This window comes from Microbacterium salsuginis, from assembly GCF_012524205.1.
GTDB lineage: Bacteria > Actinomycetota > Actinomycetes > Actinomycetales > Microbacteriaceae > Microbacterium > Microbacterium salsuginis.
Genome location: NZ_JABACI010000001.1, coordinates 810,059 through 837,041 on the forward strand (window position 1 = coordinate 810,059; position 26,983 = coordinate 837,041).

Consider the following 26,983-nt stretch of genomic DNA (forward strand, 5'->3'; position numbering starts at 1 on the left):
GAATACTATCCAGCCGCGACTTCGAGGACAGCGGTGCAGCGTTGCCGCGGACGCGGGCAGGCAAGCAGAAAGCCCCGGAGAATCGGCGAGATTCCGGGGCTATCCGTAGCAGGAGCGGGGCTTGAACCCGCGACCTCACGATTATGAGTCGTGCGCTCTCACCAACTGAGCTACCCTGCCGCGCAGCATCCGGACGGTCGAGATTCGAACGCTTGCGAGCCCCGAGTCAGGATTGAACTGACGACCCCTTCCTTACCATGGAAGTGCTCTGCCACTGAGCTATCGGGGCATGCTGCCTGCGAGCAGGCAACTAGAAGAGAATACCAGAGCCGCGGCATCCTCCAGAATCGGTCAGCCGACGATGTGAGTGCCGTCGGTGTGCTCGCGCAGCCACGGCATCGGGTCGATGGCCGTGGTGCCGTTGAGCAGGATCTCGAAGTGGGTGTGGGCCCCGTACGACCGTCCGGTGTTGCCGGTGCGACCGAGGACTGTGCCGACGGTGACGCGCTGTCCGGCGCTGACCTGCAGCGAGCCGTACTGCATGTGCGCGTAATGGCTCGACACGAGCTGACCGTCGACCATGTGGTCGATGATGACGTGCACGCCGTATGCGCCGCCGGCCTCCGACGCGACGCGCACCGTGCCGTCGGCGATCGCCTGGATGGGCGAGCCGGCGCCCGGCGTGAAGTCGATTCCCTCGTGCATGCGGCCGGAGCGCATGCCGAATCCGTACGACATGGTCACACCGACGGCGAACGGCCACTGGATGTTCGAGTTCGGGTCGTTGTGGAACAGGTTCGAGAAGTTGCGGATGCCCGCCTCCGAGGCGAGCTCGGCCGTCGTCGTGGTGCCGTACTGCTCGGTGCGGTCGAGCGCATCGGCTTCGACCGTGGCGGGGGCGACGTACGCCTGGATCTCGTCCTCGTCGATCTCGGGCACCGAGCTGTCGGCGGGGGCCACGACCGACATCGCCGCGTCGACTCCGCTCGCGGCGGCGACGGCTTCGACCGGCGTCGTCAGGCCCACGGTGAGCAGGCCGACGATTCCGAAGACGCCGATCGAGAACGACGTCGTGGCGACACGCGAGAACGAGGCGCCTCGTGGCGCCTTGGCACGACGCGGGGGTACGTGCGGCCGCGTGCGCTTCGGGGCCGGCTCGTCGTCACGCGCTTCTTCAGCAGCGGGAGCCTGGACCGGGGTCTCGCCCGTGAACGAGAAGAGCCGGGCGGCGGCTTCGAATTCGTCGATTCCGGATGCCGTGGGCCCTGCGGACTGGTCGGCAGGTGTCTCTGCCGGCTCGGGCTGACCGGTGGTGGAATCGGCGGTCGCGGCTTCGTCGGGGATCTCGGCCCCGGCGACCGGCTCGAGAAGCTCGAACGGCTCAGCCGGTGCGAGGACCGCATCGATCAGCGGCGCAGGAGCATCCTGGGTCGGCAGCTCCTCCTGGAATGCGGCGATCGGTCGCTCGGGTTCGGCCGGCGCCTCGTGCGCGATCACGGGCACGGGGACCGGCTGCGACACGGCGCGCGTCGCCCGACGCGCGCGACGGCTCAGCGGAGCCTCGGCGGCTGCGACCGGCGAGTGCAGGGCGGCTGCGACGGCCGCGGCGACTTCGAGGGTAGGAGCCGCGATCGCCGGAACCTCGGCGACCTGCTCAACTGTCGGCGCCTCCGCGGCCGGAGACTCCACCATCGGCGACTCCGAGGTCGGCACTGCGACGGCCGCGGCTTCGGCAGCCAGGGCTTCGTCGGGGGCTTCCGCGGCCGGCGTGGCGACCGAGGCTGCCGCGGTGGCGACGGCCTGCGTCACGGTGCGACCCCACACGATCGCGGGCCGTTCCGGGTTGCTCCCGGCCGCCTGACGCCGAGCCGCGGCACGCGATGCCGCTGAGACCTCCGGCGTCGCCTGGACAGGCGTAGCGGAGGTGCGGCTCGATCTGCGCGTGGGCGCAGACTCAGCCTGGGGGGCGTCGAAAGGCAATGCGGCAGGGGGCTTTCGGTCGTGCTGCGGGGGGCGCAGGAAGACGGTCGTTCGGGCTATGACCACCTCGCCGTTCGGGCGGCGAAGGTAACGATCGGGTAAACACTACCCCGCCCGCCCTGGGAATGCCATGTACGGCTCAGGATCTGTTTCGGCGTTTCGCGCCTGGCATGGGAGCCCTCCCACGTTCAGCGCAGTTCAGTGACCTCCGCGAGCGCGTCGAAGATGGCAGGGGACGCCGCGACGACGAGTGGCGAGCGCCCCGAGTCGTCCGGCGTGCCGCGGCCGAATCTGCCGCCTGCCTCCGTGACGAGCAGCGCCCCGGCGGCGAAGTCCCACGGCTTCAAGCCACGCTCGAAGTAGCCGTCGAGACGGCCGGCGGCGACGTATGCCAGGTCCAGCGAGGCTGCACCCGCGCGGCGGATGTCCCGCGCGAGCGGCAGCACCCGGCCCGTGAGAGCGAGGTCGCCGGGTCGAGTGGCGGGGTCGTACCCGAAGCCGGTCGCCAGCAGCGCGCCGGCGGGTCCCACGTCCGCGCTCACGCCGAGCCGGGTCATCCCGAGCCATGCACCCTCGCCCCGCGCGGCGTGGAACAGTTCCCGGCCGGGAGGGTTGAAGACCGCCCCTGCCAGCGCCTCCCACGCCTCGGGCGTCGGGTCGCCCTGGACCGCAGCGATGCTCACCGCGTACGTCGGGATGCCGTAGGCATAGTTGACGGTGCCGTCGATCGGGTCGACCACCCAGGTGATGCCGCTGGCACCCGTCTCGCCACCCGTCTCCTCCCCGAGGAAGCCGTCGTCGGGACGGGCCGTGCGCAGGCGAGCGCGGATGAGTGCCTCCACCTCGCGGTCGGCCTCGGTGACGATGTCTGCGAGAGCGGACTTCGTCGCGGCGATGGCCACGCCGGCTTCGCGACGGACCCGCGCGAGCTCGCCCGCTTCCTGTGCGATGTCGATGGCGAGGGCTTCGAGGTCGCGGGGCAGGCTCATGCCCCCACGCTATCCCGCCCCCTCCCCCCTCGTTCGTTCGTCACCTACGTACACGAAAGGGCCCATTTCGTGTACATAGGTGACGAACGAACCCCGGGGCGCGGGGAGGAGGCGCGAGCGCGGGAGAGACACGCGGCGCACAGAATCGGATCCGCAGGAGCGGACAGGGGGCGAGACACGCCGCGCCCGGGGGTCCAGGGACGGCGTGTCGCGCGGGGGATCCGCAGGTGCGGATCCGAGGTTGCGCGCGGGCACGCGGCGGGCCGGAGCCGGGGGCGGTGGGTGGGATGGGGATAGCGTGGCGGTATGGGTGACGGAGTGCGGAGGCGCGTGTACGACGTCGTGATCGTCGGGGGCGGGCACAACGCTCTCGTCGCCGCCGCCTACCTCGCGAAGGCCGGCCGATCGGTCGTGGTGCTCGAGCGGCTCGACCACGTGGGTGGCGCCGCGGTGTCGGAGCGACCCTGGGCCGGCGTGGACGCGCGCCTCTCGCGGTACTCGTACCTGGTCAGCCTGCTCCCCGCGCGGATCATCGCGGATCTCGGGCTCGACATCCGACTCGTGCGCCGGCGGTACTCCTCGTACACGCCGGATCCCGCCGACCCCTCGCGAGGGATCCTCGTCGACAACGGGGATGCCGCCGCCACCGCGGACTCGTTCGCCCGCGCCGGCAGCAAAGCCGAGGCGTCCCGCTTCGCCGCGTTCGGCGAGCGGCTCGCGCCCGTGGCGCGCGCCGTCTTCCCTTCGATGACCGAACCGCTCCCGACCCGCGCGGGGATGCGCGCCCGACTCCGCGACGACGCGCTGTGGCACGACCTCGTGGAGCAGCCGCTGGGCGCCATGGTCCGCGCCGCGCTCGACACCGACATCGCGCGTGGCATCGCGCTGACCGACGGGCTCATCGGCACGTTCGCGAGTTCGGACGACCCCGACCTGCGGCAGAACCGGTGCTTCCTCTATCACGTCATCGGCGGCGGCACCGGCGACTGGGATGTGCCTGTCGGCGGCATGGGGTGCGTCGCCGACGAGCTGACCCGCGCCGCGCGCGAGGCCGGTGCCGAGCTGCGCACGGGTGCCGAGGTGGTCTCGATCTCGCCCGACGGCGTCGTCGAGACCGGAGGCGCGCAGCCCGGCGCTGTGCACGGCCGGCTCGTGCTGAGCGGCGTCGGGCCGGCGATGCTCGAGCGCCTGCTCGCATCCGACGCCGCAGCGCACACCGCGACCGATGCACCGGAAGGCGCGCAGCTCAAGGTCAACATGCTGCTCCGGCGGCTGCCCCGCGTGAAGGACCCGCACGTCTCGCCGCAGGCCGCCTTCGCCGGCACCTTCCACATCAACGAGACCATGTCGCAGCTCGACCGCGCCCACGCCACCGCGGTGGCCGGCGGCATCCCCGATCCCCTCCCTGCCGAGATCTACTGCCACTCACTCACCGACCCGTCGATCCTCGGCGCCGACCTGCGCTCGTCGGGGGCGCAGACGCTCACGCTCTTCGGCCTGCAGGTGCCGCACCGCCTCACGACGGGACGGGATCCGGATGCCGTCAGGGCGGCGTTGCTGGCGGCGGCTCAGCGTTCGCTCGACTCGGTGCTGGCCGAGCCGATCGCGGACTGCGTGTACGAGGCGCCCGACGGCACACCCTGCATCGAGGCGCGGACGACGGCAGACCTCGAGGCGTCACTCGGCATGATCGGCGGCGACATCTTCCACGGCGGGCTGGCGTGGCCGTGGGCCGACGACGGCGACGAGCTCGCCACGCCGGCCCAGCGATGGGGCGTCGCCACCGCTCACGCGAACGTGCTGGTGTGCGGCTCGGGGGCACGACGTGGCGGCGGGGTCAGCGGCCTGGGTGGTCACAACGCCGCGATGGCCGCACTCGAGCTCCTCAACGGCTGAACTTCCCGGTCCCCCCAAGCGGGAGGTTCCCGAAAGGCCCGCGGCTCACTGCCGCGGCGGAAGCGGCGGCGGAGGGGGGTAGCCCTCGTAGCCGGATCCGGCAGGCGCGGCGGGGGCGGCCGGTGGCGGAGGCGCTCCGGCATCCGCGGGAGCGGCGGGATGCTGCGCGGCCGGCTCGGGGGCTCCGAACACGTGGGCCCCGGGCGACGGGTAGCCGGTGTAGTAGGCGTTCCAGTCCGGCGAGCCGTCGGGGAGCATCGGCAGCGGCGTCACGCCGTCCACGTACATCGGCCAGGGCAGCAGCTCCTGCTGCTCCTGGGTCGCGGGCGCACCGGCCGCCGCCGGCGCCGGAGCGAGAGGCACGGGAGCGTGACCGTAGGGCGCGACCGCTGCGCGCGGCTGCTTCGGCGCGAACAGCACGTTCACGAGCGGAATCAGGGCTGTGCCGACGGCGGCCAGGATGGCGACGGCCACGACGATGCGCCAGTAGAGGTCGGCGAGATTCAGGTACTCGCCGAAGGCGAGCGGGATGACCAGCAGGGCGGCGAGCGCGACGACCAGGGTGATGGTGGCGATCGCGACGACGCGCGTGAAAGGCGTGTCGTAGCGCTGGAAAGCCTTCAGATACAGGCGCAGGTGCAGCAGGCCGAGCTGGAGGATGAGCACGATCAGCAAGAACTGGACGAAGCGCGAGAAGCCGCCCCAGTAGTACCGCTCCGGCATCCAGATCATCACGGCGCCGATGAGCAGGATGGCCACCCACGTGCCCATGCTCGCCAGCGCGAACCAGGCGGGTCGACGCGGGGCGAGATGCGCGTCGAGGATCGCCACTCCGGCGAAGGCCACGAGCAGCAGGATCGTGAGGAACGCGCGTCCGACGATGCCGTTCTGCCCGCCCACGAGCACCCACACGACGCACACGATCGCCGCGGCGATCAGGGCGCCGATCGCCACCCAGATGGCGGCGCGCAGGAGGAACGAGGTGGGGGCATCGTCGCGGCGCGTCTCAGCCGGCGCGTACGGATCGGGCACGGTCATGGCGGTCCTCTCGTGTCGCGGGCGATCCCGCAGTGCCCATCCTGGCATGCGCGGTGTCGCGCACGGGAGACCACCGCGCGGCGGTGCATCGCCAGCGCCGTAGCGAACCTGGGGAGGAGGGGCGGCGTCGCACCGCCCCTCCTCCCCCTGGTGTCAGCCGGCGGCCACGGCGATCTCGACGGGCGCCACCTCGAGCTCGGCCGAGGCGATGATCTCGCCGGCGGTGAGATCGACGGCGTGCACCGCGTTCGCGGCGGGCTCGGTGACGTAGGCGACGTCGCCCTCGACGACGATCGCGGGGTGCGGGTCCTGCCACTCGGCCGGACCCTCCCACGGCGCGACCACGGGGAACGACTCGGTGATCTCGCGGGTCTCCGGATCGAAGACGTGGATCGATCCGTCGCTCGCAAGGATGTACGCGAGGTCCTCCGGTCCGCGTGCGACGTCGCGGAACGTGTACTCGACGCCGTCGGGCAGGTCGACCACGTCGAGCGTGTGCGCCTCGGTGTCGATCACCGTGACGGCGCCGAGCAGGTAGCCCTCGGCATCCGGATCGCTCTTGTAATCACCGACCACGAGCGGGCTCGTCTCGCTCACGTATGCGTTGCCCATGCGGCCGTAGGGCTGATCGGGCGCGTCCAGCTTGACGATCTCGCCGTGGTGGTAGAGCAGCGCGCCGTTCTCGCAGCCGAAGACGACGGCCTCGTCGGCGGCCGTTCCCTCGCCATGGACGCCGGGGCACTGGTCGCTCTGGGCGATGGTCTGGCCCGCAGCATCCGTCACGACGACCCCGTTCCGACCGTCGGCGTTGCCCACGGTCGTGAGGAACGTTCCGTCCTCCAGCACCACCGACACGCCGTGATGCGCTTCGACGCCCTCGATCGTCTCGGTTTCGGGCAGCTCCCCGCCGGCGGCGGCCAGGGCATCCGTGTCGAACACGGTGGTGTCGCTCGTGCCGTCGGCGTAGAGGATCGTCTTGCCGGCGTGGCGGACGACGTGTCCCGGGGTGTCGGCCTCGAAGACCAGGTCGGTGAGGACCGGTTCGTCGGCGGTCCCGGCCGCCGTGTCGAGCACCTGGAAGCCCTCGCTCATGGTGACCATCACGTGCCGGCCGTCACCTGCGGGATTCAGGCGTGTGAACTCCTCGCTCTCGAGATCGGCGACGGCTTCGAGTGTGTCGGCGTCGAGCACGAGGATGCCGCCCTCGTACGAGATGGCGACGCGGCCACCCGCGACGTCCGCGGAGGCCTGCGTCCCGGCATCGGCGGTATCGGGAGCGCCCGCTGGGGGTGTCGAGCACGCGGCAAGGGATGCGACGGCGCCGGCGGCGGCGACGAGCAGTCCGGCGCGGCGCAGAGTGCGTGTGCGCATGGAGGTGTCCTCTTTCTTCTCGGTGAAGGGCTCAGGAGGAGAGCCCGGTGGCGATGCGCTCCGTGTTCACGCGCATCATGGTCAGGTAGTCCTCGGCGCCGCCGCCCGGCTCGGTCAGCGACTCGGTGTACAGCTCGATGACGTCGACGTGCACATCGGCCTCGTCGGCGAGCGCGCGCATGAGGCGGTCGGGCGACGACGACTCGGCGAAGATCGCCGGCACCCCGGTCTGCTCCACGGCCGACACGAGGTCGGCGAGGTCGGACGCGCTCGGGGCGGCGAGGGTCGTGCCGCCCGGGATCACCGCACCGATCACGCGGAACCCGAAGCGGTCGGCGAGGTAGCCGAAGACATGGTGATTGGTCACGAGAGCACGGGTCGACTCGGGGATGGCTTCGAACGCATCGGTCATCTCGGCATCCAGCTCCGACAGCTCGACCGCGTACTGGTCTGCGTGGGCGGCGACCACGTCGGCATCCACGCCCGGAAGCGCCGACAGTGCGGGCACGAGCGCGTCGACGACGCCGGTCATACGGGCGGGGTCGGTCCAGAAGTGCGGATCAGGGATGCCGGCGGCGTCGCCGTCGCGATACTCGAGCACGTCGATGACCTCGCCGGCCACGAACGTGGCGACGCCGTCCGCCGCGGCGGCATCGAGGTGCTGCTGCAGCCCCTCCTCGAGTCCTAGTCCGTTCGAGACGACGAGATCGGCCGAGCGCAGCCTCGCCGCCTCCCGCCCCGATATCTCGAACGAGTGCGGATCGGCGTTCGGGCGCATCAGGGTCACGACCTGCGCCTCATCGCCGACGAGCTCGCCCACGACGTCACCCAAGATGTTCGTCGAGACCATCACGAGCGGCCGGTCGTCGGCGGCAGGCGCGCACGCGGCGAGCGAGGCGACGAGCGTCCCCGCGACCACCACCGCGGGCGCCAAGCGCCGGATCATCGGCCCGTCTCCACCACGAAGGCGGGCGTGGTGTCGGTCGCGAACTCCCGGGCGATGCGCGCCGCGTCGGCGAAGTCGATCTCGTACAGGCGCTGCTCGGCGGGTGCGTTGAGGTAGGCGCGCTGATCGTCGGCGATCAGCAGGGGCCGGCCGTCGCCCCGCGAGAGCGACTCGGCGACGAGCGGTGACGTCTCTGCGAGCAGCGCGCCGGTCATGCCGTCGAGCACGAGCACACGTCCGTCCCCGGCGAGCGCGAGTACGTGCTGCGCCTCATCATCGACCGCGGTCACCTGCACCAGCGGTGCCGGCGCCGGGAGCAGGGTCCACGATCGCTCGCGCGTGTCGAGCAGCCAGATCCCGTCGCCGCCCGCGAGCGCGGCGACCGTGGGGCGACCCTCGCGGTTGGCGAACTCCGTCGCGGGCGGCGCGGTCGTGCCCGACGGATACGGGATGTGCTCGAGCGAGACCTCGCCGTCGGCGACCGTCGCGAGCAGCGCGCCGTCGGCACAGCCGATCACCGCCCCGACCCGGGTCGTGATCGTGCCGCGCGCCTCGGGGCATGCCGCCGTCGTGCCGGGCACCGGCATCCCGGAGCTGTCGTGGACGGTGACGGATCCCCCGGCCCCGCCGTGCGGATCCGTCACCAGCGCGAACGAGCCGATGGGCACGACGAGCCCGTCGTGAGGATCCGTCTCGATGCGGAACAGCTCGACGACCTCGCCGTGCGACAGAGCCTCGGTGTCGAGCAGCACCGCGTCACCGGATTCGGCGAAGAAGATGCCGGTGCCTCCCGTGGTGGACGAGTTCGTGGTCGCGACGACCGCGCCCGTGCCCCCGGATACCTCTCCGACGATGCGCGGCTCGGCGCGGTAGTAGTGGAAGTGATCCACGTGATCCCACGTCCACCGGCCGCTGTCGACGATCGTGACGCCGTCGTCACCGGCCGCGAACAGGTAGCGACCATCCCCGGTGACCTGCGACGGAGCCGGCACGCGTCCCAGCTCGGCGACGCTCTCGTCGAGCAGGTCCAGGTGATGCACCTCACCCTGCGGGCCGATCGTGGTCAGCCCCAGCGGCGGCTCGGCGACCTCTGCCGCACCGTCGATGCGGCCGTGGCCGTCGGCGTTCCCTCCGTCCGGCGTGGCAGATGGGTTGCCGGGCTCACCCGCGCATCCGGCGAGTGCGACGAGCAACAGCCCGACGACGGGAAGAAGAGTGAGAGCAGAGCGGTGCACGGGATCCGTTTCGTTCGAAGAGCGAGGTTCAGGTGGCGGGCAGCGGCGAGGCCCGGACGCTGTCGCGAGCCGCCCGGGCGAGCCACGACGCTGCGGCGAGGCTGATCGCGACGACGGCGACGGATGCCCCGGCCGCGGTGCCGGCATGCCACGACAGCAGCAGCCCGGCCGCGACGGCGACGACGCCCAGGGCGGCGGCCAGCAGCATGCGCGTCGGGATACGGGAGGTCCATTGCCCTGCGGCGACCGCCGGGGCGAGCAGCAAGCCGACCACCAGCAGCGATCCCACGGCCTGGTACGAGGCGACGATCGCGAGGGTCACGAGTGCGACCAGGGCCGTCTGCGCCGCACGCGGGGCCAGGCCCAGCACCGCGGCGGTGCGGGGGTCGATCGCCAACGCCACCAGGGGGCGGTGGGCGACGACGGCGAGGGCCACTCCCGCTGTCGTGGCCACAGCGAGCACCACGAGGTCGGCGCCGGAGATCGCCAGGATGTCGCCGAAGAGGATGGCCGTGGCATCCGTCGCGAAACTGCCCGAGTGCGAGATCACGATCACGCCGATCGCGAGCATGGCGACGAAGAGCATCCCGATGCTGGTGTCGTACGAGAGGCGGCCCCGACGCTGCAGGGCACCGATGCCGGCGCTCATCGCCACGGCGCTCAGCGTCGCGCCCAGGAGGACGGGAAAGCCCAGCACCGTCGCGAGGGCGACGCCCGGCAGCATCCCGTGCGCGAGAGCCTCGCCGAGGAACGCCATGCCGCGGATCACGACCCAGGTGCCGACGACGCCGCACAGGATCGCCACGAGCGAGCCGCCCACGAGGGCGCGCTGCACGAAGTCCAGGGCGAAGGGTTCGGCGAGCCAGGTCACGAGGGTCGACGGTAGCGTTATTGAGAACGATTCTCAACTTCGATAGGCTGAATGAGATGACCTCCTCCACCTCGGCCGCGCCGCTCGCCCACCTCGAGGGCGTCCACGTCGAACTCGGCGGTCGAGACGTGCTCTGCCACGTCGACGCACGCGTCGAACGGGCATCGTTGACGGCGATCGCGGGACCGAACGGTGCCGGCAAGTCCACGCTCCTCGAGGTGATCGCGGGGACGCGTGCACCCTCGTCGGGCGCCGTCCGGCTCACGACCGACGCGGTCGGCTTCGTGCCGCAGCGCGCCGCGGTGTCGGAGCTGCTGCCGGTCACGGTGCGCGACGTCGTCACCGTCGGCGCGTGGGGCCGACTCGGCGCGTGGCGCCGGCTGGATGCCGTCGCGCGAGACGCCGTCGACGACGTACTCGACAGGCTCGCGCTCACCGACCTTCAACGCCGCCCGTTCGCCGAGCTCTCGGGCGGCCAGCGCCAGCGGGCGCTGCTCGCGCAGGGACTCGCGCGGCGCGCCGACCTCCTGCTGCTCGACGAGCCGACCACCGCGCTCGACGCGGACAGCGGCCGCCGCATCCGCGACGCGGTCGCGTCCGAGATCCGGCGCGGCGCGGCCGTCGTATGCGTCACACACGACGAGGGCATCATCGCCGGGGCGGATCACGTCATCCGTCTGGAGGCGGGAAGAGTCGTCGACGCGGTCCGTCCTGCCGGCGGTCCTTCTCGAAGCCATTCCTCCTGACCTCGATCTGCGCTACTTTCATGCCCGATGCTCTCTGCTTGCAGGGGCCGAGAAACGAACAGGCGGCGCATAGTGAAGCTTCTGCTCACCTCCGGGGGGATCACCAACGACAGCATCCGCGCCGCGCTCGTCGACTGTCTCGGCAAGCCGATCGCCGACTGCGACGCCCTGTTCGTCCCGACGGCCCAGTGGGGGCAGCCCGCATGCACGCCGGAGACGGTGTGGAAGTCGACCGCGGGCAGGTGGGAAGGCGCGGGCGGACTCACCGATCTGGGCTGGAAGTCGGTGGGCGTGCTCGAGCTCACCGCGCTGCCCACAATCGCGGCAGATCGCTGGATGCCGTGGGTCCGTGGCGCGGACGTCCTGCTCGTAGACGGCGGCGAGGCGATCTATCTCAGCGACTGGATGCGGGCGTCCGGCCTCGCCGAGATCCTGTCGTCTCTGCGCGACACCGTCTGGGTCGGCGTGAGTGCCGGCAGCATGGTGATGACTCCGCGCATCGGCCGGGAGTTCCGGGACTGGCGACCGGACGGCACGGACGAGGCGCTCGGCGTCGTCGACTTCTCGATCTTCCCGCACCTCGACTACCCGGGCTGGTCGTCCAACACCCTCGAGATGGCACGCCGATGGGCAACGGGCATCCCAGGACCGGCGTACGCGATCGACGACCAGACCGCCATCTGCGTGCGCGACGGAATCGTCGAGGTCATCTCCGAGGGCCACTGGGAGCTGCTCAACTCTCCCGTCGGTGACCCTGCCGATCGGTGACACGCCCCGCCCCGCAACGACGACGCGCCCCGCAGTGCGGGGCGCGTGGTCACATGGTGGCGAGTGAGGGATTCGAACCCCCGAAGGCTACGCCGGCTGATTTACAGTCAGATCCCTTTGGCCGCTTGGGTAACTCGCCAGGTGCGCACCCGCCCGGCTTGTACAGTCGACCGGAGGCGCGATCCACTATCTTACGCTGTCGGCGGCGGTGCTCGAAATCGGCGCCGCCGACCGCGTGATCAGGTGCCGAGGCGGTCCAGATCCATGTTCGCGAGCGCGCTCGGAGTGCGCAGCAGAGCACCCTCGAACCGGCAGGTCGCCGCGGCCACGTCCATGGCGTTCTGCAGCACCTCGGCCCATTCATCTGCGGTCGCGGGCTGCGTCTCGAGGAGCGATGCGACGGTCGCCGCGAACGCCGCATCGCCGGCGCCCATCGTGTCGACAACGCGTCCGGGCAGGTTCGAGATCGGCCGCGTCACCACGACGCCGCCCGCTTCGATGGTCGCGCCGGCCGCGCCCTCGGTGGCGAGCACCGACCGCGCACCGAGATCGATCAGCCGCGCGCGCAGTGCGTCCAGCCGATCGCCGTACAACAGCGCCGCGTCGTCTTCGCCGACCTTCACGAGCTCGGCCCGTGCCGCGACCCGTTCGAAACCGCGGACGAACCGCTCCTTGTCGTGCAGCATCCCGGTCCGCGGGTTCGGGTCGACCGCGACGGCGCCGACCCCGGCATCGGCGACCGCGGCGACCAGCTCGTCCGTCTGCTCCGCATCGTCGAACGCGAAGCAGCTCACGACCACGAGCTCGGCATCCGCCATCGCCTGCCGCTCGTGATCGCCGAACCGGATGCGGCGCTGCTGCGACGCCTCGTTGAACTCGTACGTCGGCTCACCGCCGCCGGAGCGGGTGCTCACGGCTCGCGCCGTGCCCAAGAGTGACGGGGTCGCGAGAAGCTCCACGCCGAAGTCCGCGAGGTATCGCCGGATGCGCGAGGCGGGCTCGTCGTCGCCCAGCATCGCCACGAGCGTCGCGGGCACTCCCAGACGCGAGAGTCCGACCGCCACGTTCAGCGCGGCTCCCCCGACGAACTCACGCACGCCGTGATCGTCCCGCAGCTCGTCGATGAGCGCGTCTCCGACCACGACGACGCTCATCGGCGGACCGCTGCCGTCTCGGTCACGCGGCCGACGAACGCCTCGGTGCGGCGCTTGGTGCCGTCGATCCTGCGGTCGACGCTCGCACGCACCTCGTTCGGGGCGAGCGGCGCCGCGAGCCGCACGTTCTCATGGCACGACAGGTCGGCGCAGATGTAGGTGCCGACACTGTCGCCGTGGGCTCCGGCATCCCCCGCCTTGCGGGCGGTGTACATCACCACCTGGTCGGCGGGCTGCATCGTGTGGCACAGATCGCACATCGCCGCACGCGCACGCGAGCTGCCCTCGGCGGCACGCAGCACGATGCCCGCCGGCTCGCCGTCGAGTTCGGCGATGAGATAGCCCCGGCCCCGGCTGCGCGGGTCTCGCCACGCCAGGAAGTCGAGATGGTCCCAGTCGGTGAGGACGAAATCAGCGGGCAGGGCGACGATGCGGAGGTCGTCGGGTGAGGCGTTCAGGAATGACGAACGCACGTCGTGTTCGGTCAGCGGGCGCATGGCACCTCCTCGCCGCCCCAGTCTACGAAGGTCGTGCCGCTCCGGGGGCGGTCACGTCACTCGCGGGCGAGACGCGTGCGCGATCGCGGATCAGGAAGCCGAACCCGAACGCGATGAAGAACATCAGCACGCCGTACACCGCGGCAGGCAGGCTCAGCTCCACCGAGCCGAGCACGGTCTGTGCGATGACGATCGCGAGCGTGGCGTTGTGGATGCCGATCTCGAACGATGACGCGATCGCCTGGCGCTTGCCCACCTTGATGACGCGCGGCACCAGATAGCCGATCGTCAGGCTGATGAGGCAGAACACGATCGTGATGAGCGACAGGCGCCCGAAGTTCTCGACGAGGAGCGCCCAGTTCTGCGCGACGGCGCCGACGATCACGATGACGAGGATGATGACGGATGCGATGCGCACAGGCTTGTCCATGGCCTTCGCGAACCCGGGCCAGAAGCGGCGCACGATCATGCCCAGCGCGACCGGGAGCAGCACGATCGCGAACACTTCGAGGGTCTTGGACCACTGCAGCCCCAGCTGGTCGTCGAACGGGTTGAAGTACAGGATCGCGAGGTTCGTGATCACCGGCAGCGTGACCACGGCGATCACCGAGTTCACGGCGGTGAGCGAGATGTTCAGGGCCACATCGCCACGGAACAGGTGGCTGTAGAGATTCGCGGTGGTGCCGCCGGGCGACGCGGCGAGCATCATCATGCCGACGGCCAGCACCGGCGGGAGCTGGAATGCCAGCACCAGCCCGAAGCAGATGACGGGGAGCAGGATGAGCTGGCACAGCAGCGCGACGATCACCGCCTTCGGCTGCTTCAGGACGCGGGCGAAGTCCCCGACGGTGAGACTCAGGCCGAGTCCGAACATGATGATTCCGAGGGCCACGGGCAGGCCGATGCTGGTCAACGCTGACATGGCACTCAGTGTGACGCATGGCGCGACCCCGTGTCACCCATTCGGTGGACAACGCCGCTGGGTAGGGTGACGTGCATGGTCGATGGAGCGGACGCGGCGGGCTGGTCCGAGGTCGCGGCGGGATGGTCCACGCTGTGGGGATCGTTCGCGACGCCGGCGCAGGACGAGCTCATCGCCGCGTGCGGCATCGGTCCCGGAGCGCGCGTGCTCGACGTCGGCTGCGGCAGCGGCGAGTTCCTACTGCGCCTGCGGCAGGCGGGGGCCGACCCCGTCGGCGCCGATCCCGCGCCGGCGATGGTGGCCGCGGCATCCGTCCACGCGCCCGTCGTCGAAGCCGACGCCGAGAGCCTTCCCTTCGAGGCCGGGCGCTTCGATGTCGTCACCGCCGTCAACGCCCTGCAGTTCGCGGACGACACCTCCGCCGCCCTGCGGGAGTTCGGTCGCGTTCTCGCTCCCGGCGGCCGCATCGGCATCGCGAACTGGGCAGAGGCGGCGCGCAACGACATCGACGTGATCGAGCGAGCGGTCGCGCAGGCCCTCGATGAGGAGCAGCTGGCCGACGGACCTCTGCGCCCCGCGGGCGGCCTCGAGGAGGCGATGACGGATGCCGGCCTCGAGGTGGTCGCGTCGGGCATCGTCGCTACGCCCTGGCACGCCCGCGACGACACGACGCTCGTGCGCGGCGTCCTGCTCGGGGAGGATGCCGCGACCCTCGCCGAACTGCACCACGTGGTCGTGGCCGCTGCGGCGCCGTTCCGCACGCCCGACGGCGCCTACGTGCTGCGCAACAACTTCCGCTGGGCGGTCGCCGTCACGCGGTGACGCCGGCTCAGACTGCCGGCACCTCGACCCCGGGGAGCGACCACACCGCGAATGCCGGGCCGTCGGCCGACAGCAGCACCGCGCCGTCCACCGCGACGGCGAGCGTCGCGTCGCCGAACAGCACCTCGGCCGCCGCGGCCCGCGGCAGCGCAGCAGCGGTGAGCTCGGCATCCGCCTCGCCCGTCGCGGCCAGCACAAGGAGGGTCTCGTCCGCCGACTCACGCACGAAGACGGCGGTGTCGTCGTCGACATGCACCCAGCGCAGGCCTCCCGTGGCAAGTGCCGGATGCTCATGACGCAGCGCTATGAGGTCGCGGTAGAGGCCCATGCGCTCGGCGACCTCGGGCTCCGACTCGCTCCCCCAGGGGATGGGCGTGCGGCTGGACTCGCCGTCGGCGCCGACGAGGCCGAACTCGTCACCGGCGAAGACCACCGGCAGCCCCGGCAGCGTCAGCATGAGGCCGACCGCGAGCGGCACCGTGCCCGGCGCCGCGTTCGTCGCGAAGCGTCCGGTGTCGTGGGTGTCGAGCGGCTGCATGTTCCCGAGGCGCACACGCCACGGGATGCCGGCCGTGAACTGCACGACGGCGTCCACGAACTGGCGCGCACTGTACCGCGGGATGCCGCCGATCGGCTGACCGAAGAACCACGGCTCAGTGAGCTCTTCGCCGTCGGCGCTCAGGTACGGCGTTCCGTTCGGTGCACTGAGCCAGCCCCACAGCGGCCTCGTGAAACCGGGATAGGTCATCGCCCCGTGCCAGCCGTCGCCCTGCAGGTCGCTCGTCGCGTCATTGGTCGACTCGCCGAGCAGGATGGTGTCGGGGTTGATCTCGATCATCGTGCGCCGCAGCAGCTGGCGCACCTCGGCGTTGAGGTCGACATCGCCCAGCCGGCCGGTCATGTTGGCCACGTCGATGCGCCAGCCGTCGGCGTTGTAGGGCGGCTTCAGCCACTTCGCGACGACGGAATCCGGGCCCTCGACGAAGCGGCGGCGCAGCTCGGCCGAGGCCCAGTTGAACTTCGGCAGGCTCGGGTAGCCGAGCCACGACACGTACTCGGTGTTGCCCGCGTCGGTGAAGTAGTAGAACTCCTCCTCCGGCGCGCCCGGGTGTCCGAGCGCGGCCTGGAACCATTCGTGGCGATCGCCGGAGTGGTTGCTGGTGAGGTCGCCGATCACCCGGATGCCGCGGGCATGCGCGGCCTCGATGAGCCGGACGTACGCCTCGTCTCCGCCGAGGAGCGGATCCACCCGGTCGAAGCTCGACGCGTCATAGCGGTGATTGGACGCGGCCGGGAAGATCGGAGTCAGGTAGAGCAGGTTCACGCCCAGCGACACCAGGTGGTCGAGCTTGTCGATGACACCGTCGAGGTCACCGCCGTAGAACTGCTGCGACCGGGCCGGCATGACGGGGTCGACCGGGTCCTCCCACGATGCCGGGATCGCCCACTCCGGCGTCGCCCGCTCGTCGGCTCGCGCCGAGCGGGCGAAGCGATCCGGGAAGACCTGGTACATGACCGAGTCGCTCAGCCACGCCGGTGGCGGCGAGGTCGTGACGAGTGCGAAGTCCTCCGCGTCCAGTGTCTCGATCTGGTGCAGCCCCGACTGGTTGAGCCACTCGACGCGTCCGTCGACGTGCAGCAGTATGAACCGGTAGCCGTGCCTCGGGTTGCGCACGGTGACGGGAGCCTGCCACCAGTCCCAGCCGTCGGCGGAACCGAGGGGCACGGCATCGGTCCATTCCGGCTCGTGGTCGGGATTGGAGCGGGTACGCACCGCCGCGAGCGGCCCGTAGCCCACTGGGATCCGCAATCGCACCGTCACGACATCGCCGAGGGCCGGCGACGAATCCGAGACGTACAGCGGCGAGCCGTCGTGGTGGGGAGCGAGAGTGGTCAAGTGCGTGCCCTTTCCCGAGACAGCTCGATTGTGGCAGAGCGGATGCCGCGGCATCCGCTCACGCCTGCATCGGGGTCGGTCAGCCCTTCGTCGCGCCGGCCGTCAGACCGCCCACGATGTACTTCTGCAGCAGCAGGAACAGCACGACCACGGGAACCGCGGCCATCACGGCTCCCGCCGAGAACGCCGACCAGTCGGCGTAACGCGGGTTGGAGACGAGCTTGGTCAGGCCGACGACCAGCGTCTGCTTCTCGGGGTCGATCAGCATGACGCTCGCGATGACGTACTCGTTCACGATGCCGATGAACGACAGCAGTCCGACGACGGCGAGGATCGGCGCGACCAGGCGCAGGATGATCGTGAAGAAGATGCGGGCGTGACCGGCGCCGTCGATCTTGGCCGCTTCGTCGATCTCTTTGGGGATCGTGTTGAAGAAGCCGTACATGAGGTAGGTGTTCACGCCGAGCGCGCCGCCCAGGTAGATCAGGATCAGACCGCTCAGCGTGTTGAGGCCGATGCCCGGGAACCAGTCGCCGATCGAGCTCATCATGAGGAAGATCGCGACGACAGCGAGCAGCTGCGGGAACATCTGCACCACGACGATCGTGATCAGCCCGACCCGGCGGCCCGAGAACCGCATGCGCGAGAACGCGTACGCGGCGAGCGCGCCGATGAAGACCATCGTGAAGCCGGTGACGGATGCCACGATCAGCGTGTTGAGGAACCACATCGGGTACGGGACCTGCGGGTCGGTGAGCATGCGCACGTAGCTGTCGATGCCGATCTGCGCGAACAGCTGGTTTGTGCCGGTCAGGGTGCCGCGGGGGTTGAGGGAGGCCGACAGCACGTACAGCAGCGGGAAGACCGCGAACACCGACACGACGATGGCGACGACATGCCGCCAGCCGGTGTCGCCGAACCAGCGGCCGAACGAGCGGCGGCGCGCGGGCTCGGCTTCGTGCTGCTCGGAAGGGGCGGCGACACGGTCCCGGATCACACTGGTGTCGGTCATGTCAGTTCAGCTCCTCGAGGGCCTTGGTCTTTCGGAAACTGATGATCGCGATCGCGGCGACCACGATGAAGATCAGGATGGTGAACGCGGACGCCAGCCCGTAGTCGCGGTTCTGGCCGGTGAAGGCCACCTTGTAGACCATCGAGATCAGGATGTCGGTGTGCCCGACGGGGATCGACACGTCCGAGAACCGCGGTCCGCCGTTGGTGAGCATGTAGATCAGGTTGAAGTTGTTGAAGTTGAACGCGAACGACGCGATCAGCAGCGGCGTGACCGTCACCAGCAGCAACGGCAGCTTGATGCGACGGAAGATCTGCCACGGATTGGCGCCGTCCACGACGGCGGCCTCGTTGACGTCCTCGGGGATGCCCTGCAGCGCCCCCATGCACACCAGGAACATGTAAGGGAAGCCGAGCCACAGGTTGACCAGCAGCACCGAGGCCTTCGCGAGCCAGGGGTCGGTGAGCCACGGAATGGATGCGCCGCCCAGGAGCACCTGGTTGATGAAGCCGAAGCTCTCGTTCATCATGCCGGCCCAGACAAGCGCCGACAGGAACGCCGGGAACGCGTACGGCAGGATCAGCATGATCCGGTACCCGTTCTTGAACCGCATGCGCTTGTTCTGGAACACCAGAGCCAGCAGCAGCCCGAGGAAGAATGTCGTCGCCACCGACAGCGCCGCGAACACGAAGGTCCAGGCGGTGACGGCGAGCAGCGGACCTCGGATGGAGGCATCCGTGACGGCCTTGATGAAGTTGTCGAAGCCGACCATCACCTGCCAGCCCGGGAGCAGCTGCTCGCCGGTGTCGGAAGTGAACGCCCCCTCGCCGGTGTCGGTGTAGACCGTGCCCGTCTCGGTGTCGGTCATCGTGCCGGCGACGGGATCGTACTCGAGCGTCGAGACGTACAGGTAGCCCTTCTGGCCGTCCTGCGTGCGGATCGCCCCGTCGTTGGGGTCGTCGCTGAAGGGGACGGCGAGCGATTCGAGGTCGCCGCTGCGTTCGAGGACGTCGGCGAAGGTGAGCGAGGTCCAGCCCTCGGCGGCGACCGCCTTGCCGCCCTCCATCGTGGGGTCGTCCACGGATTCGAGGGGCTGCGCCGTGGTGCCGACCGAGACGTCTTCGTCGGTGGGATCGGTCACGAGCAGGCCGAGTTCGCCGAAGCGCTCCACGACCGTCACGTCGTACGTCGGCGAGTCCTCGACCCGGACGAGCGACGAGCGCATGAGCGACGACACCGCCTGCTCCTTCGAGCCGTTGTGCCCGGTGCCGTAGTTGGTGAAGCCGATGTACGCGGTGTACGCGAGAGTGAAGATCTGGAAGACGACCAGCAGGATGATGCCGGGCGTGAGGTACTTCGCCGGAATGTGGCGGCGCGAGAAGTAGATCCAGTTGACGAGGATCGTCACAGCCGTCACGAGTGCGAGGACGAGCCACTCGCTGTGCAGGAACAGCACGAAGACGGCGTACAGCGCCACGGCGTCGACGATGGCGAGGAGCGTGATCTTCAGGATCAGCCAGCGCACCGGACCTGCGGCGGCGTCGGCCATGCGGGCCGCACTGCGCTGACGCGGCGTCTGCGGCGGCGCCGTCTCATCCGTGGCGGTCGGAAGGGTGTCGGTCATGGGTCGTCCTCATCGTCGGGACCGGGACGGATGCCACGGCATCCGTCCCGGTCTCGGTTCGCGGTCGCAGACCGCTGGGTGTTACTGGATGGCGGCGGTCACGTCGTCGACGAGCTTCTGCCACGTCGACGCCGGGTCGGTGCCGTTGATGATGGCGGCCTCAGCGACACCCCAGAACTGCCACACCGAGCCCATCTGCGGGATGGCCGGCATCGGGACGGCCTCTGCACCGACGGTCTGGAAACCGGCGATGATCGGGTCGGCAGCTGCGGTGTCGGCGGCAGCGGTGAGGGCGGGGAGCACGTTCCCGGCCTCGAACAGCGCGAGCTGGACGTCCTCGGTGCCGAGGTAGTTGACGAGGAAGTCGTTCGCGGCGACCTTGTTCTCGGACTCCGAGCTGACGAAGAAGCCCTTGACACCGGCGAACGGCGAGGCGGGCGACCCGGTCGGGCTCGGGACAGGGTCGATCGCGACGTTGATGCCGCCGTCGACCGCAGCGCCCACGTTCCAGGGGCCGGTCAGCCAGAAGGCTGCTTCACCCGCGAGGAACTTGTCCTTGGCGATCTGGCCGTCGACGTCGGTGTTGAGGGCCCCCGCGGCGCCCTGCGCGCCGAGCCAGTTCGCGAACTCGAAGCCACCCGGGCTGCCGAGCTGGAGGTCGGCCGGGTCGTAGTTGCCCTCGGCGTCCGTCCCGAAGACGGGGGCGCCGAACGCGGTCTGGAACGGGTACAGGTGGTAGGGGTTGCCCTCGGCACCCTGCTCGACGACGAACGGCGTCGCCAGTCCGGCGGCCTGGCCCTTGGCGATCATGTCGTCGAAGCTCGAGGCGGCGTCGGGGATGAGGTCGGCGTTGCGCAGCACCGCGATGTTCTCGACGGCGTACGGGAGCATGTAGGTCGTGCCCTCGTAGGTGGACGCTTGCAGCGCGACGGGCAGGTAGTCGCCCGCGCTGTCGCCGAGCTCGATCGGGGCCACGACACCGTTGGTCGACAGCTCGCCGAGCCAGTCGTGCGCGCCCATGACGACGTCCGGTCCGCGCCCGGTGGGCGCCTGCTGGATGAAGTCGTCCTTGATCGTGTTGTTGTCCTTGCCCACGAGCTCGACCTCGACACCGGTCTTCTCGGAGTACTCGTCTGCTGCGCCCTCGAGCGCGTCCAGACGCTCGGCGTCGACCCAGACGGTCAGCGCGGCGCCGGCTTCGTTCTCTTCGCCTTCGGGGGTGCTGCCACCGGCGCAGCCGGCGAGCACGATCGACGCGACGGCGAGGCCGCCGAGCGCGAGCCAGCCCTTGTTGTTCACCTTCATCGGTGGTGTGCCTCTCTGGAGTGCTGAGTGAGTCCGGCCGCGCCGCCGGTTTCGCGACGATGCGGGCTGACTCTCACCTGCGATTGCAAGCGCTTACATTCTGACTCACCGCGTGAAATCTGGCAACATGTGCCGACGATCGATATCCGGCCGTGATAGTCAGGCGGTTTCTGGAATCGCTTGCACGCGGAGGAGACGCGAACACCGGATGCCGCGGCATCCGCCTCCGCCACGTCGGCGGACGCACGCGGATAGACTGCCGCGCATGGCAGATTCCTCCTTCGACATCGTCAGCAAGGTCGACCACCAGGAGGCCGACAACGCGCTCAACCAGGCCCGCAAGGAGGTCGAGCAGCGCTACGACTTCAAGGGCACCGACTCGTCGATCGAGTGGAGCGGCGAGGCGATCCTGATCAAGGCCAACTCCGAAGAGCGCGCGAAGGCCGTCCTCGACGTCTTCCAGAGCAAGCTCATCAAGCGCGGCATCTCGCTCAAGAGCCTCGAGTCGGGCGACCCCGTCGCCAGCGGCAAGGAGTACCGCATCACCTCGACGCTCAAGGACGGCATCTCGTCCGAGAACGCGAAGAAGATCAGCAAGCTCATCCGCGACGAAGGCCCCAAGTCGGTGAAGTCGCAGATCCAGGGCGACGAGCTGCGCGTGCAGTCGAAGTCCCGCGACGACCTTCAAGAGGTCCAGCGGCTGCTGAAGGCCGCCGACCTCGACGTCGACCTGCAGTTCATCAACTACCGGTAACGCGAACCCCTAACCCGGGGTTTTTCGTTTCAGTCCGCAGGGAAGTCCGCAGAACTACGGACTCCCCCGATGAAATCCAGGTCATCGGCGAGCGCTCGTGGTGTCAGCTCGTCCAGCTGGTCACTCGATCAGCTCCCACGGCCCGTGGGGATCACCCGGCGCCTGATTCCTCGTCCACCATGCCGCCTCGTAGCGGTGACCCTGGTACTCCGCGACATCACCGGCGACGAAGATTCTGGAGGGCCGCCACACGTCTGTGCCGTCCGCCGAGATCACGATCTCCTGCCACGGGCCGTACGGGTCGCCCGGTTCCTGGCTTTTCGTCCGCCAGGACGCGAACCACGTCGAACCCGCCTGGGAGACCAAGTCGCCCTCCCGGTACCCGGTCGCAGAGTCCCAGTGCGGCGGCGCCGGCACGGCGTCGTGGAGGTCACTGCCGCACGACCGCGCGACCGTGAGTTTCTCGAACTCCGCCTCCGTCGAGGCATAGAGTCCGACGCCGCCGCTGCGGACGACGGTATCCCGCCCCTCCATGATCTGTTCGCCGTTCAACGTCACTGTGAGACGGTCCCCATGGACCGCCGCGCCCAGCCGGACCGGCCCCGTTAGTCGGTCGCTGAGCGAGGCGGTTGCCACGGTGATCGGTCCCGATCGGTGCGCCTCCCGGATGATGCTCGCGTATTGGGTTCCCTGACTCGTCCGACCGACGTGGATGCGGTACCCGTACGCGTCCGTGGTGTCGCGCAGCGAGACGCCCGCGGTGCCGACGCCGGCGAGCGTGAGCTCGGTCTCGACGACGAAGTCGCACGCCTCCGAGAACCGCTCCGGCAGCGTCGACGCGGCGAGGACGTGTGCCCGGCCGTCGACCGGCGACAGGGTGAGCTGCCCGTTGCCGACGGACACAGCGCCTCCGATCCCCCGCCAGTTCGACTGGTCGAGCGCCTCCGAGATCGAGACGTTGTCGAAGGTCGCGGCCCGCCCGTTCGTCGCGAGTGCGGCTCCGCCGTTGGGGAGCTGAGTGTCGTTCACCGACACTGACACGTCACCGACGGCGGCCGACACGTGCCGCCCGACGGCGGACACCGCCAGTGTGTATGCTCCACCCGGAGCGAGCGGCAGGTCGGCCTCCTTGAGCAGGGTCGTCGCCCCGTTGTAGACCTTGACGAGCCGCAGCTTCGAACCGGTCGCCGTCGGCACGACGTCAGCACGGTAGTGGTTGAGCGGCGACTGGTAGCGGAACGCCAGGCCGGTTCGACCGGCGGACTGGCCAGCCGGCCCCGGCACGATGTCGGCCGACATATTCACGTCGTTCGGGACGTCCTGCTGCACCGCAAGCGCCTCGGTGTCGGCAGTCGCGGTCTGTGCGAGGTGACCACTCGATGGCTCTCCGCCGCGCTCCCACGTGCCGTGCAGCGGCACCCAGCCATCGAGTCCGTTCTCGAAGCCGTAGACCGCGCGGTCCAGGGTCGCGTCGTCGAAGTCCTCATCGAGCACCGCGGTCGTGGCGAACGTCGGCTCGAACGTCACCGTGACGAGATCGCCCGCGCGGGTGAATGCGGTCGGAGTGTTGTTCACGGTCACCAGGTCCGCGGCCGGCGCCGCGAACGTCAGGGTCCCGGTGAACGGGTCGCCGACAGACACCCTGGCAGTCCCGCCGTGAAGCTCCACGCTGACGTCGGACACGACCCCGGTCGCCTCGACGACGAGGTCCCCGTCATCGAACAATGACGTCCCGCGGGTGAGCGCATACCGCGTGAGCGCGCCGTCTTCGGCACGCTCGAGGTACGCGGTCTCGGCGTCGGTCGTGGCAGCTCCGAATGCCCGGAACGACGGCGTCTGCTCGCGCGAGAGGTAGAACCGGCCGGTACCGGTCGGCAGCGCGATCTCGAGCGCGGTCGCCACGGAGTGCTCCACGCCGGGCAGAGCAATGCGCGTCGCCGTCATCGACGGGGCTGCGCCCGCCGGTCCCGGGAACAGGACGGTGTCCAGACCGGTGGAGCCGGTGGCGGACCAGTCGTACGACAGATACTCGACGTCTGTCAGGATGTTCTCGCCCACGCGCACAGCGCCGTTCTCGTGCACGCTCGGCGAGACGTCGACGCCGGACGCGGGTACAGGGGCGATCTGCACGCCCGAGACCGGACTGGCACCGGGTACGCTGTCGAACCCGACGGTGGCGACCTTCGTGGCCGCGTCGACGAGGACGGGGTCGCCCGGGAAGTGCCAGAGTTGCCGGTAGTCGTGCGCCGCAGTGTCGCCGGTGAGGTCATCGGAGACCACCCAGAACCCAGGCTTGACGAAGTACACGACCCGATCGTGCGCGACCGGCTGGTACCCCATCGCCTGGCCGCGGTAAACGTCGAGGCCGGCGTTCGACCGCCAGAGCGACATCGCACGTGTGACCCCCGCGGCCTGCGGCTTCCGGTCGACCTCGATCGTGTTGTGAGCCTCGGTCGTGCGGCGCATCCAGTCGTTCGTCGGGGTGGCGCTGTAATCCCCCACGCCTGGGTCGACAATCAGCGGACGCCCGTACGCCGCCATGACGAGGCTGAGGTCGTCCGGATGCCGGTGCGAGGCCGTGTAGCTGCTGTTGTGGTTGTTGATCAGCAGATAGCGGGCCTCTGCATCCCACCCGGAGCGCTGCACCGCGAAGCTGATCGGATAGAGCGTGGACCCAAGAGTCGGGGTGGTCCCGTGGGTCCGGCCGGAGCCGACCCACGTGAAGTCGGACCAGGCGTTGCGCACGCCGGTCGCCCGGATGGCGCGTGCACCGGCGTCGACGTTCGGGGTGTCGCCGATCAGGGCGGCCTCGAGGTCCGGCTGTCGGGTAGCGAACAGCACGTCCGCGATCCAGTCCGCGGCCTGGACCAGCGCCCGGGGCAGCTCCCGCCCGTTGACGTCCGCGATGGTGATCATGTTGTTGATGAGGTCCGCCACGTAGGCCTGATAGTTGAAGGTCGGCTCGCGGTATACCCCGTCGCCCTGGAGGTAAGTGCGCAGGAACCGCTCGACGGCCCTGACCGCGAACGTCTCCCAGCCGAGGGCATTCTTGAACTCGGGTAGGTACACCCCGGCGGCGTACATCGACCGCGCCATCGACACGTACCAGTTGTTGCCGACGTGCGTCTGCAACACGGATGCGAGGAAGTCGCTCGTCGAATGCACCGCCGAGAGATAGGCCACGAGGTCGGTCGCGTCGATGCTCGGCTCGGCCCGGAAGACGGAGAACGAGCCAACCAACTGGGCGAGCCGCTTGGCGGCCGACAGATTGCGGTTCTGGGGCCAGCTCGCGTTGTCCGCGACGAAGTCCAGCGAGATGTCCATCCACGCCGCCGCGTAAGCCGCACGCTTGTCGGGGTCACTCTCCTCCAGGTACGCGCTCACAAGCGTTGGCATGAACACGAAGTCGGTCATCCATGTCTGCGCGCCGCCGGGTGCCGCGTCCGTCCCACCCCACGCGTCCCCCCAGTCGACGTCGATCTTCTGCTCGGTTGCGTTATAGAAGTTGCGAGTCTCGTCGCCGAACCGGAAGACGCCCGCGACGAGCTCGTCGGCGGTGGCATCGCCGCCGCTCCCGCCCGGAGCGGGGAAGTCGACGCCCGTCCGGGTCGCGTAATACTCCTTCAGCGCATCGGCGGCGCCCGCATCGTCGCCGGCCGTCAACTCCGCCGCCACGCCGGCGAGCTCCGGACGCGTCAGGTCCAGAAGCTGACCGAGGTCCGACGCGCCCGACGCGGCGGCGGGTACCGACGACACACCGGTCAGCGCCAGCGCGATTGTGACTGCGGCAACGACGAGGGTCTGGGCACGAAGGCCGCGGTTCCGTCGGCGGGAAAGGGATCGTTGCATCTCCGTGACTCCTCTGTCAATCGGCGGCCCCGGGGCCCAGGCACATGCGCCGGCGCCTCAGCTGCTGAGTCAGCGTATGTCTTGACGTATCGTCACGTCAAGACTTCACCAGTACCTCTCCCAGTCGGGACGGGTGCGGCGCATGAGCGCCTCAAAGTAGAAGTAGTCGCCCCAGAGCGTCCCCTCGTCGACGCCTATGCCCTTTGGCAGGTTGTACACGCCATGCAGCAGCAGCGCGTCCGAGGCCTCTGGGCTCGCGGGACGCGCTCGGGCGATCAGTGCATCCAGCAGCGCGTCGCCCTCCCTGCGCGCCCGCGCAGCGCGGGCGCGATCCGGATCACACGTGGCGAGCTCGTACAGACCGCACGCCGCGATCGCGGCGGCCGAGCTGTCTCGGGGAGCGTCACTGCCGTCGGAGTACACGAGGTCCCAGTAAGGAATGAGGTCGGCGGGCAGGTGGCGCAGGAAATAGTCGGCGCAGCGCCAAGCGGCATCGAGCAGCGTTTCGTCGCCGGTGGCGCCATAGTTCAGTGCCAAGCCGAGGACGCCCCACGCCTCTCCGCGTGCCCAGCACGAGTCGTCGGATAGCCCCTGCTCGGTCGCACCGCGCAGCGGCTCGCCCGTCTCGACGTCCCAATAGAAGGTGTGGAAGGTCGAGTTGTCATCGCGCAGCATATGCGTGCGGAGCTGGGCGGTGTGCCGGCGGACCGCGTCGGCGAAGCGCGGACTACCCGTCTGTTCGCCCGCCCACGTCAGCAGCGGCATGTTCATCAAACTGTCGATAATGGTGCGGCCGCGCTGCTCCGGATCCGTCAGATCCCCCCAGGCCTGGATGATGCCGGCAGGCTCGAGGAAGCGCGTCATGAGCCGCTCGGCGGCGCCGATCCCGGCCGCGTGCCACCGCTCGTCTGTCGTCCGGCGCCACGGCACGACCGCCGCCAGCGTGTACAGGAACCCGAGGTCGTGCGTGTCGAGATCCTCGTCGGCGCGCAGACGGCGCTCGAAGTCGGCCGCGTGGCGCAGCGCCTGATCGCGAAACACCTCGTCGCCCGTCAGGTCGTAGGCGAGCCACTGCATCCCGGGCACGAAGCTCGTCGTCCACCCGTGGTTCCGCCCCTCGGCGAACGGCCCGTCCGCCGGACGCAGCGCGTAGCGGTCCCACTGCGTCGTGTCGTCGACGTACGCATCACCGAAGCGATCGATGTTGCGGCGGACCACCGCGATCGCATCCGCCACGGCGTCGGCGACGTGCGGCTCCAACGTGGTCGAGGTCATTTCGCTGGACATGAAGGTCCTCTCGTCCCCGC

Annotated in this window: 21 protein-coding genes and 3 tRNA genes; 5 read left to right on the forward strand and 19 right to left on the reverse strand. The window is 69.8% G+C overall.

What is annotated here, in order from left to right; genetic code table 11:
* Nucleotides 1-106: 106 nt before the first annotated feature.
* The 4 genes from HF576_RS03990 to HF576_RS04005 form a co-directional block, all read right to left on the reverse strand.
* Nucleotides 107-180: transfer RNA gene (locus HF576_RS03990), tRNA-Met, on the reverse strand.
* 37 nt (nucleotides 181-217) lie between these two features.
* Nucleotides 218-289: transfer RNA gene (locus tag HF576_RS03995), tRNA-Thr, on the reverse strand.
* A gap of 62 nt (nucleotides 290-351) precedes the next feature.
* A complete protein-coding gene (locus HF576_RS20705; RefSeq protein WP_343234158.1) occupies nucleotides 352-1,809 on the reverse strand; it encodes a peptidoglycan DD-metalloendopeptidase family protein in 1,458 nt (485 codons plus the stop codon).
* A gap of 359 nt (nucleotides 1,810-2,168) precedes the next feature.
* Nucleotides 2,169-2,969 carry an inositol monophosphatase family protein gene (locus HF576_RS04005; RefSeq protein WP_168911453.1) on the reverse strand — a complete coding sequence of 267 codons (801 nt, stop codon included), beginning with the start codon at nucleotides 2,967-2,969 and terminating at the stop codon, nucleotides 2,169-2,171.
* Between the two features lie 306 nt (nucleotides 2,970-3,275).
* On the opposite strand from HF576_RS04005, the gene HF576_RS04010 reads away from it, so the two are divergent.
* The gene (locus HF576_RS04010) at nucleotides 3,276-4,865 is read left to right on the forward strand and encodes a phytoene desaturase family protein (protein WP_168911454.1); all 1,590 of its coding nucleotides are present in this window, start codon (nucleotides 3,276-3,278) and stop codon (nucleotides 4,863-4,865) included.
* Between the two features lie 45 nt (nucleotides 4,866-4,910).
* Here HF576_RS04010 and HF576_RS04015 read toward each other — a convergent pair whose 3' ends face one another.
* The 5 genes from HF576_RS04015 to aztB all read right to left on the reverse strand — a co-directional run bounded on the left by HF576_RS04015 (nucleotide 4,911) and on the right by aztB (nucleotide 10,326).
* Nucleotides 4,911-5,903 carry a hypothetical protein gene (locus HF576_RS04015; RefSeq protein WP_168911455.1) on the reverse strand — a complete coding sequence of 331 codons (993 nt, stop codon included), beginning with the start codon at nucleotides 5,901-5,903 and terminating at the stop codon, nucleotides 4,911-4,913.
* A gap of 153 nt (nucleotides 5,904-6,056) precedes the next feature.
* Entirely contained in the window at nucleotides 6,057-7,274 is a 1,218-nt protein-coding gene (aztD, locus tag HF576_RS04020; RefSeq protein WP_168911456.1) for a zinc metallochaperone AztD, read from the reverse strand.
* Nucleotides 7,275-7,305: 31 nt separating this feature from the next.
* Nucleotides 7,306-8,220, reverse strand: a complete 915-nt coding sequence (gene aztC, locus HF576_RS04025) for a zinc ABC transporter substrate-binding protein AztC (RefSeq protein WP_168911457.1) — start codon at nucleotides 8,218-8,220, stop codon at nucleotides 7,306-7,308.
* Nucleotides 8,217-9,455, reverse strand: a complete 1,239-nt coding sequence (locus HF576_RS04030; protein ID WP_168911458.1) for an ABC transporter — start codon at nucleotides 9,453-9,455, stop codon at nucleotides 8,217-8,219. The genes aztC and HF576_RS04030 overlap by 4 nt, the downstream gene beginning before the upstream one ends.
* Nucleotides 9,456-9,483: 28 nt before the next feature.
* Complete coding sequence (gene aztB, locus HF576_RS04035) at nucleotides 9,484-10,326, reverse strand: zinc ABC transporter permease AztB (RefSeq protein ID WP_168911459.1); 843 nt, start codon at nucleotides 10,324-10,326, stop codon at nucleotides 9,484-9,486.
* Between the two features lie 56 nt (nucleotides 10,327-10,382).
* Here aztB and aztA point away from each other — a divergent pair, with 56 nt between their 5' ends.
* Nucleotides 10,383-11,072 carry a zinc ABC transporter ATP-binding protein AztA gene (gene aztA, locus HF576_RS04040; RefSeq protein ID WP_168911460.1) on the forward strand — a complete coding sequence of 230 codons (690 nt, stop codon included), beginning with the start codon at nucleotides 10,383-10,385 and terminating at the stop codon, nucleotides 11,070-11,072.
* A gap of 72 nt (nucleotides 11,073-11,144) precedes the next feature.
* Complete coding sequence (locus HF576_RS04045) at nucleotides 11,145-11,840, forward strand: Type 1 glutamine amidotransferase-like domain-containing protein (protein ID WP_168911461.1); 696 nt, start codon at nucleotides 11,145-11,147, stop codon at nucleotides 11,838-11,840.
* 54 nt (nucleotides 11,841-11,894) lie between these two features.
* Here HF576_RS04045 and HF576_RS04050 read toward each other — a convergent pair.
* From HF576_RS04050 to HF576_RS04065, 4 genes are all read right to left on the reverse strand, one after another.
* A tRNA-Tyr gene (locus tag HF576_RS04050) sits at nucleotides 11,895-11,979 on the reverse strand.
* Between the two features lie 100 nt (nucleotides 11,980-12,079).
* Entirely contained in the window at nucleotides 12,080-12,994 is a 915-nt protein-coding gene (locus HF576_RS04055) for a PfkB family carbohydrate kinase (protein ID WP_168911462.1), read from the reverse strand.
* A complete protein-coding gene (locus HF576_RS04060) occupies nucleotides 12,991-13,491 on the reverse strand; it encodes an FBP domain-containing protein (protein WP_168911463.1) in 501 nt (166 codons plus the stop codon). Before HF576_RS04060 ends, HF576_RS04055 begins: the two co-directional genes overlap by 4 nt.
* Before the next feature lie 22 nt (nucleotides 13,492-13,513).
* The gene (locus HF576_RS04065) at nucleotides 13,514-14,413 is read right to left on the reverse strand and encodes a bile acid:sodium symporter family protein (protein ID WP_168911464.1); all 900 of its coding nucleotides are present in this window, start codon (nucleotides 14,411-14,413) and stop codon (nucleotides 13,514-13,516) included.
* Between the two features lie 75 nt (nucleotides 14,414-14,488).
* On the opposite strand from HF576_RS04065, the gene HF576_RS04070 reads away from it, so the two are divergent.
* Complete coding sequence (locus HF576_RS04070; protein WP_168911465.1) at nucleotides 14,489-15,235, forward strand: class I SAM-dependent methyltransferase; 747 nt, start codon at nucleotides 14,489-14,491, stop codon at nucleotides 15,233-15,235.
* 7 nt (nucleotides 15,236-15,242) lie between these two features.
* Here HF576_RS04070 and HF576_RS04075 read toward each other — a convergent pair whose 3' ends face one another.
* The 4 genes from HF576_RS04075 to HF576_RS04090 all read right to left on the reverse strand — a co-directional run bounded on the left by HF576_RS04075 (nucleotide 15,243) and on the right by HF576_RS04090 (nucleotide 21,073).
* Nucleotides 15,243-17,132: a glycoside hydrolase family 13 protein gene (locus HF576_RS04075; RefSeq protein WP_240948630.1), complete on the reverse strand. Its 1,890-nt coding sequence runs from the start codon at nucleotides 17,130-17,132 to the stop codon at nucleotides 15,243-15,245.
* Between the two features lie 79 nt (nucleotides 17,133-17,211).
* The gene (locus HF576_RS04080; protein ID WP_168911467.1) at nucleotides 17,212-18,144 is read right to left on the reverse strand and encodes a sugar ABC transporter permease; all 933 of its coding nucleotides are present in this window, start codon (nucleotides 18,142-18,144) and stop codon (nucleotides 17,212-17,214) included.
* Nucleotide 18,145: 1 nt separating this feature from the next.
* On the reverse strand, nucleotides 18,146-19,768 hold the full coding sequence (gene malF / locus HF576_RS04085; RefSeq protein ID WP_168911468.1) for a maltose ABC transporter permease MalF: 1,623 nt from the start codon (nucleotides 19,766-19,768) through the stop codon (nucleotides 18,146-18,148).
* Nucleotides 19,769-19,849: 81 nt separating this feature from the next.
* The gene (locus HF576_RS04090) at nucleotides 19,850-21,073 is read right to left on the reverse strand and encodes a sugar ABC transporter substrate-binding protein (RefSeq protein ID WP_168911469.1); all 1,224 of its coding nucleotides are present in this window, start codon (nucleotides 21,071-21,073) and stop codon (nucleotides 19,850-19,852) included.
* Nucleotides 21,074-21,338: 265 nt separating this feature from the next.
* Between HF576_RS04090 and HF576_RS04095 the strand changes: the two genes are divergently transcribed.
* Nucleotides 21,339-21,827 (forward strand): YajQ family cyclic di-GMP-binding protein, encoded by a 489-nt coding sequence (locus HF576_RS04095; protein ID WP_168911470.1) that lies wholly within the window; start codon nucleotides 21,339-21,341, stop codon nucleotides 21,825-21,827.
* Nucleotides 21,828-21,947: 120 nt separating this feature from the next.
* Here the strand turns inward: HF576_RS04095 and HF576_RS04100 are convergent, their stop codons facing one another.
* Both HF576_RS04100 and HF576_RS04105 read right to left on the reverse strand, forming a co-directional pair.
* Nucleotides 21,948-25,676: a heparinase II/III family protein gene (locus HF576_RS04100; RefSeq protein ID WP_168911471.1), complete on the reverse strand. Its 3,729-nt coding sequence runs from the start codon at nucleotides 25,674-25,676 to the stop codon at nucleotides 21,948-21,950.
* Between the two features lie 105 nt (nucleotides 25,677-25,781).
* Nucleotides 25,782-26,963 carry a glycoside hydrolase family 88 protein gene (locus HF576_RS04105; RefSeq protein ID WP_240948631.1) on the reverse strand — a complete coding sequence of 394 codons (1,182 nt, stop codon included), beginning with the start codon at nucleotides 26,961-26,963 and terminating at the stop codon, nucleotides 25,782-25,784.
* Nucleotides 26,964-26,983 lie beyond the last annotated feature (20 nt).

Coding starts and splice junctions, on each gene's coding strand:
- HF576_RS04005 (WP_168911453.1), bottom strand. CDS start 2,969: ATGAGCCTGCCCCGCGACCTCGAAGCCCTCGCCATCGACATCGCACAG.
- HF576_RS04010 (WP_168911454.1), top strand. CDS start 3,276: ATGGGTGACGGAGTGCGGAGGCGCGTGTACGACGTCGTGATCGTCGGG.
- HF576_RS04015 (WP_168911455.1), bottom strand. CDS start 5,903: ATGACCGTGCCCGATCCGTACGCGCCGGCTGAGACGCGCCGCGACGAT.
- aztD (WP_168911456.1), bottom strand. CDS start 7,274: ATGCGCACACGCACTCTGCGCCGCGCCGGACTGCTCGTCGCCGCCGCC.
- aztC (WP_168911457.1), bottom strand. CDS start 8,220: ATGATCCGGCGCTTGGCGCCCGCGGTGGTGGTCGCGGGGACGCTCGTC.
- aztA (WP_168911460.1), top strand. CDS start 10,383: ATGACCTCCTCCACCTCGGCCGCGCCGCTCGCCCACCTCGAGGGCGTC.
- HF576_RS04055 (WP_168911462.1), bottom strand. CDS start 12,994: ATGAGCGTCGTCGTGGTCGGAGACGCGCTCATCGACGAGCTGCGGGAC.
- HF576_RS04060 (WP_168911463.1), bottom strand. CDS start 13,491: ATGCGCCCGCTGACCGAACACGACGTGCGTTCGTCATTCCTGAACGCC.
- HF576_RS04065 (WP_168911464.1), bottom strand. CDS start 14,413: ATGTCAGCGTTGACCAGCATCGGCCTGCCCGTGGCCCTCGGAATCATC.
- HF576_RS04070 (WP_168911465.1), top strand. CDS start 14,489: ATGGTCGATGGAGCGGACGCGGCGGGCTGGTCCGAGGTCGCGGCGGGA.
- HF576_RS04080 (WP_168911467.1), bottom strand. CDS start 18,144: ATGACCGACACCAGTGTGATCCGGGACCGTGTCGCCGCCCCTTCCGAG.
- malF (WP_168911468.1), bottom strand. CDS start 19,768: ATGACCGACACCCTTCCGACCGCCACGGATGAGACGGCGCCGCCGCAG.
- HF576_RS04090 (WP_168911469.1), bottom strand. CDS start 21,073: ATGAAGGTGAACAACAAGGGCTGGCTCGCGCTCGGCGGCCTCGCCGTC.
- HF576_RS04095 (WP_168911470.1), top strand. CDS start 21,339: ATGGCAGATTCCTCCTTCGACATCGTCAGCAAGGTCGACCACCAGGAG.
- HF576_RS04100 (WP_168911471.1), bottom strand. CDS start 25,676: ATGCAACGATCCCTTTCCCGCCGACGGAACCGCGGCCTTCGTGCCCAG.
- HF576_RS04105 (WP_240948631.1), bottom strand. CDS start 26,963: ATGTCCAGCGAAATGACCTCGACCACGTTGGAGCCGCACGTCGCCGAC.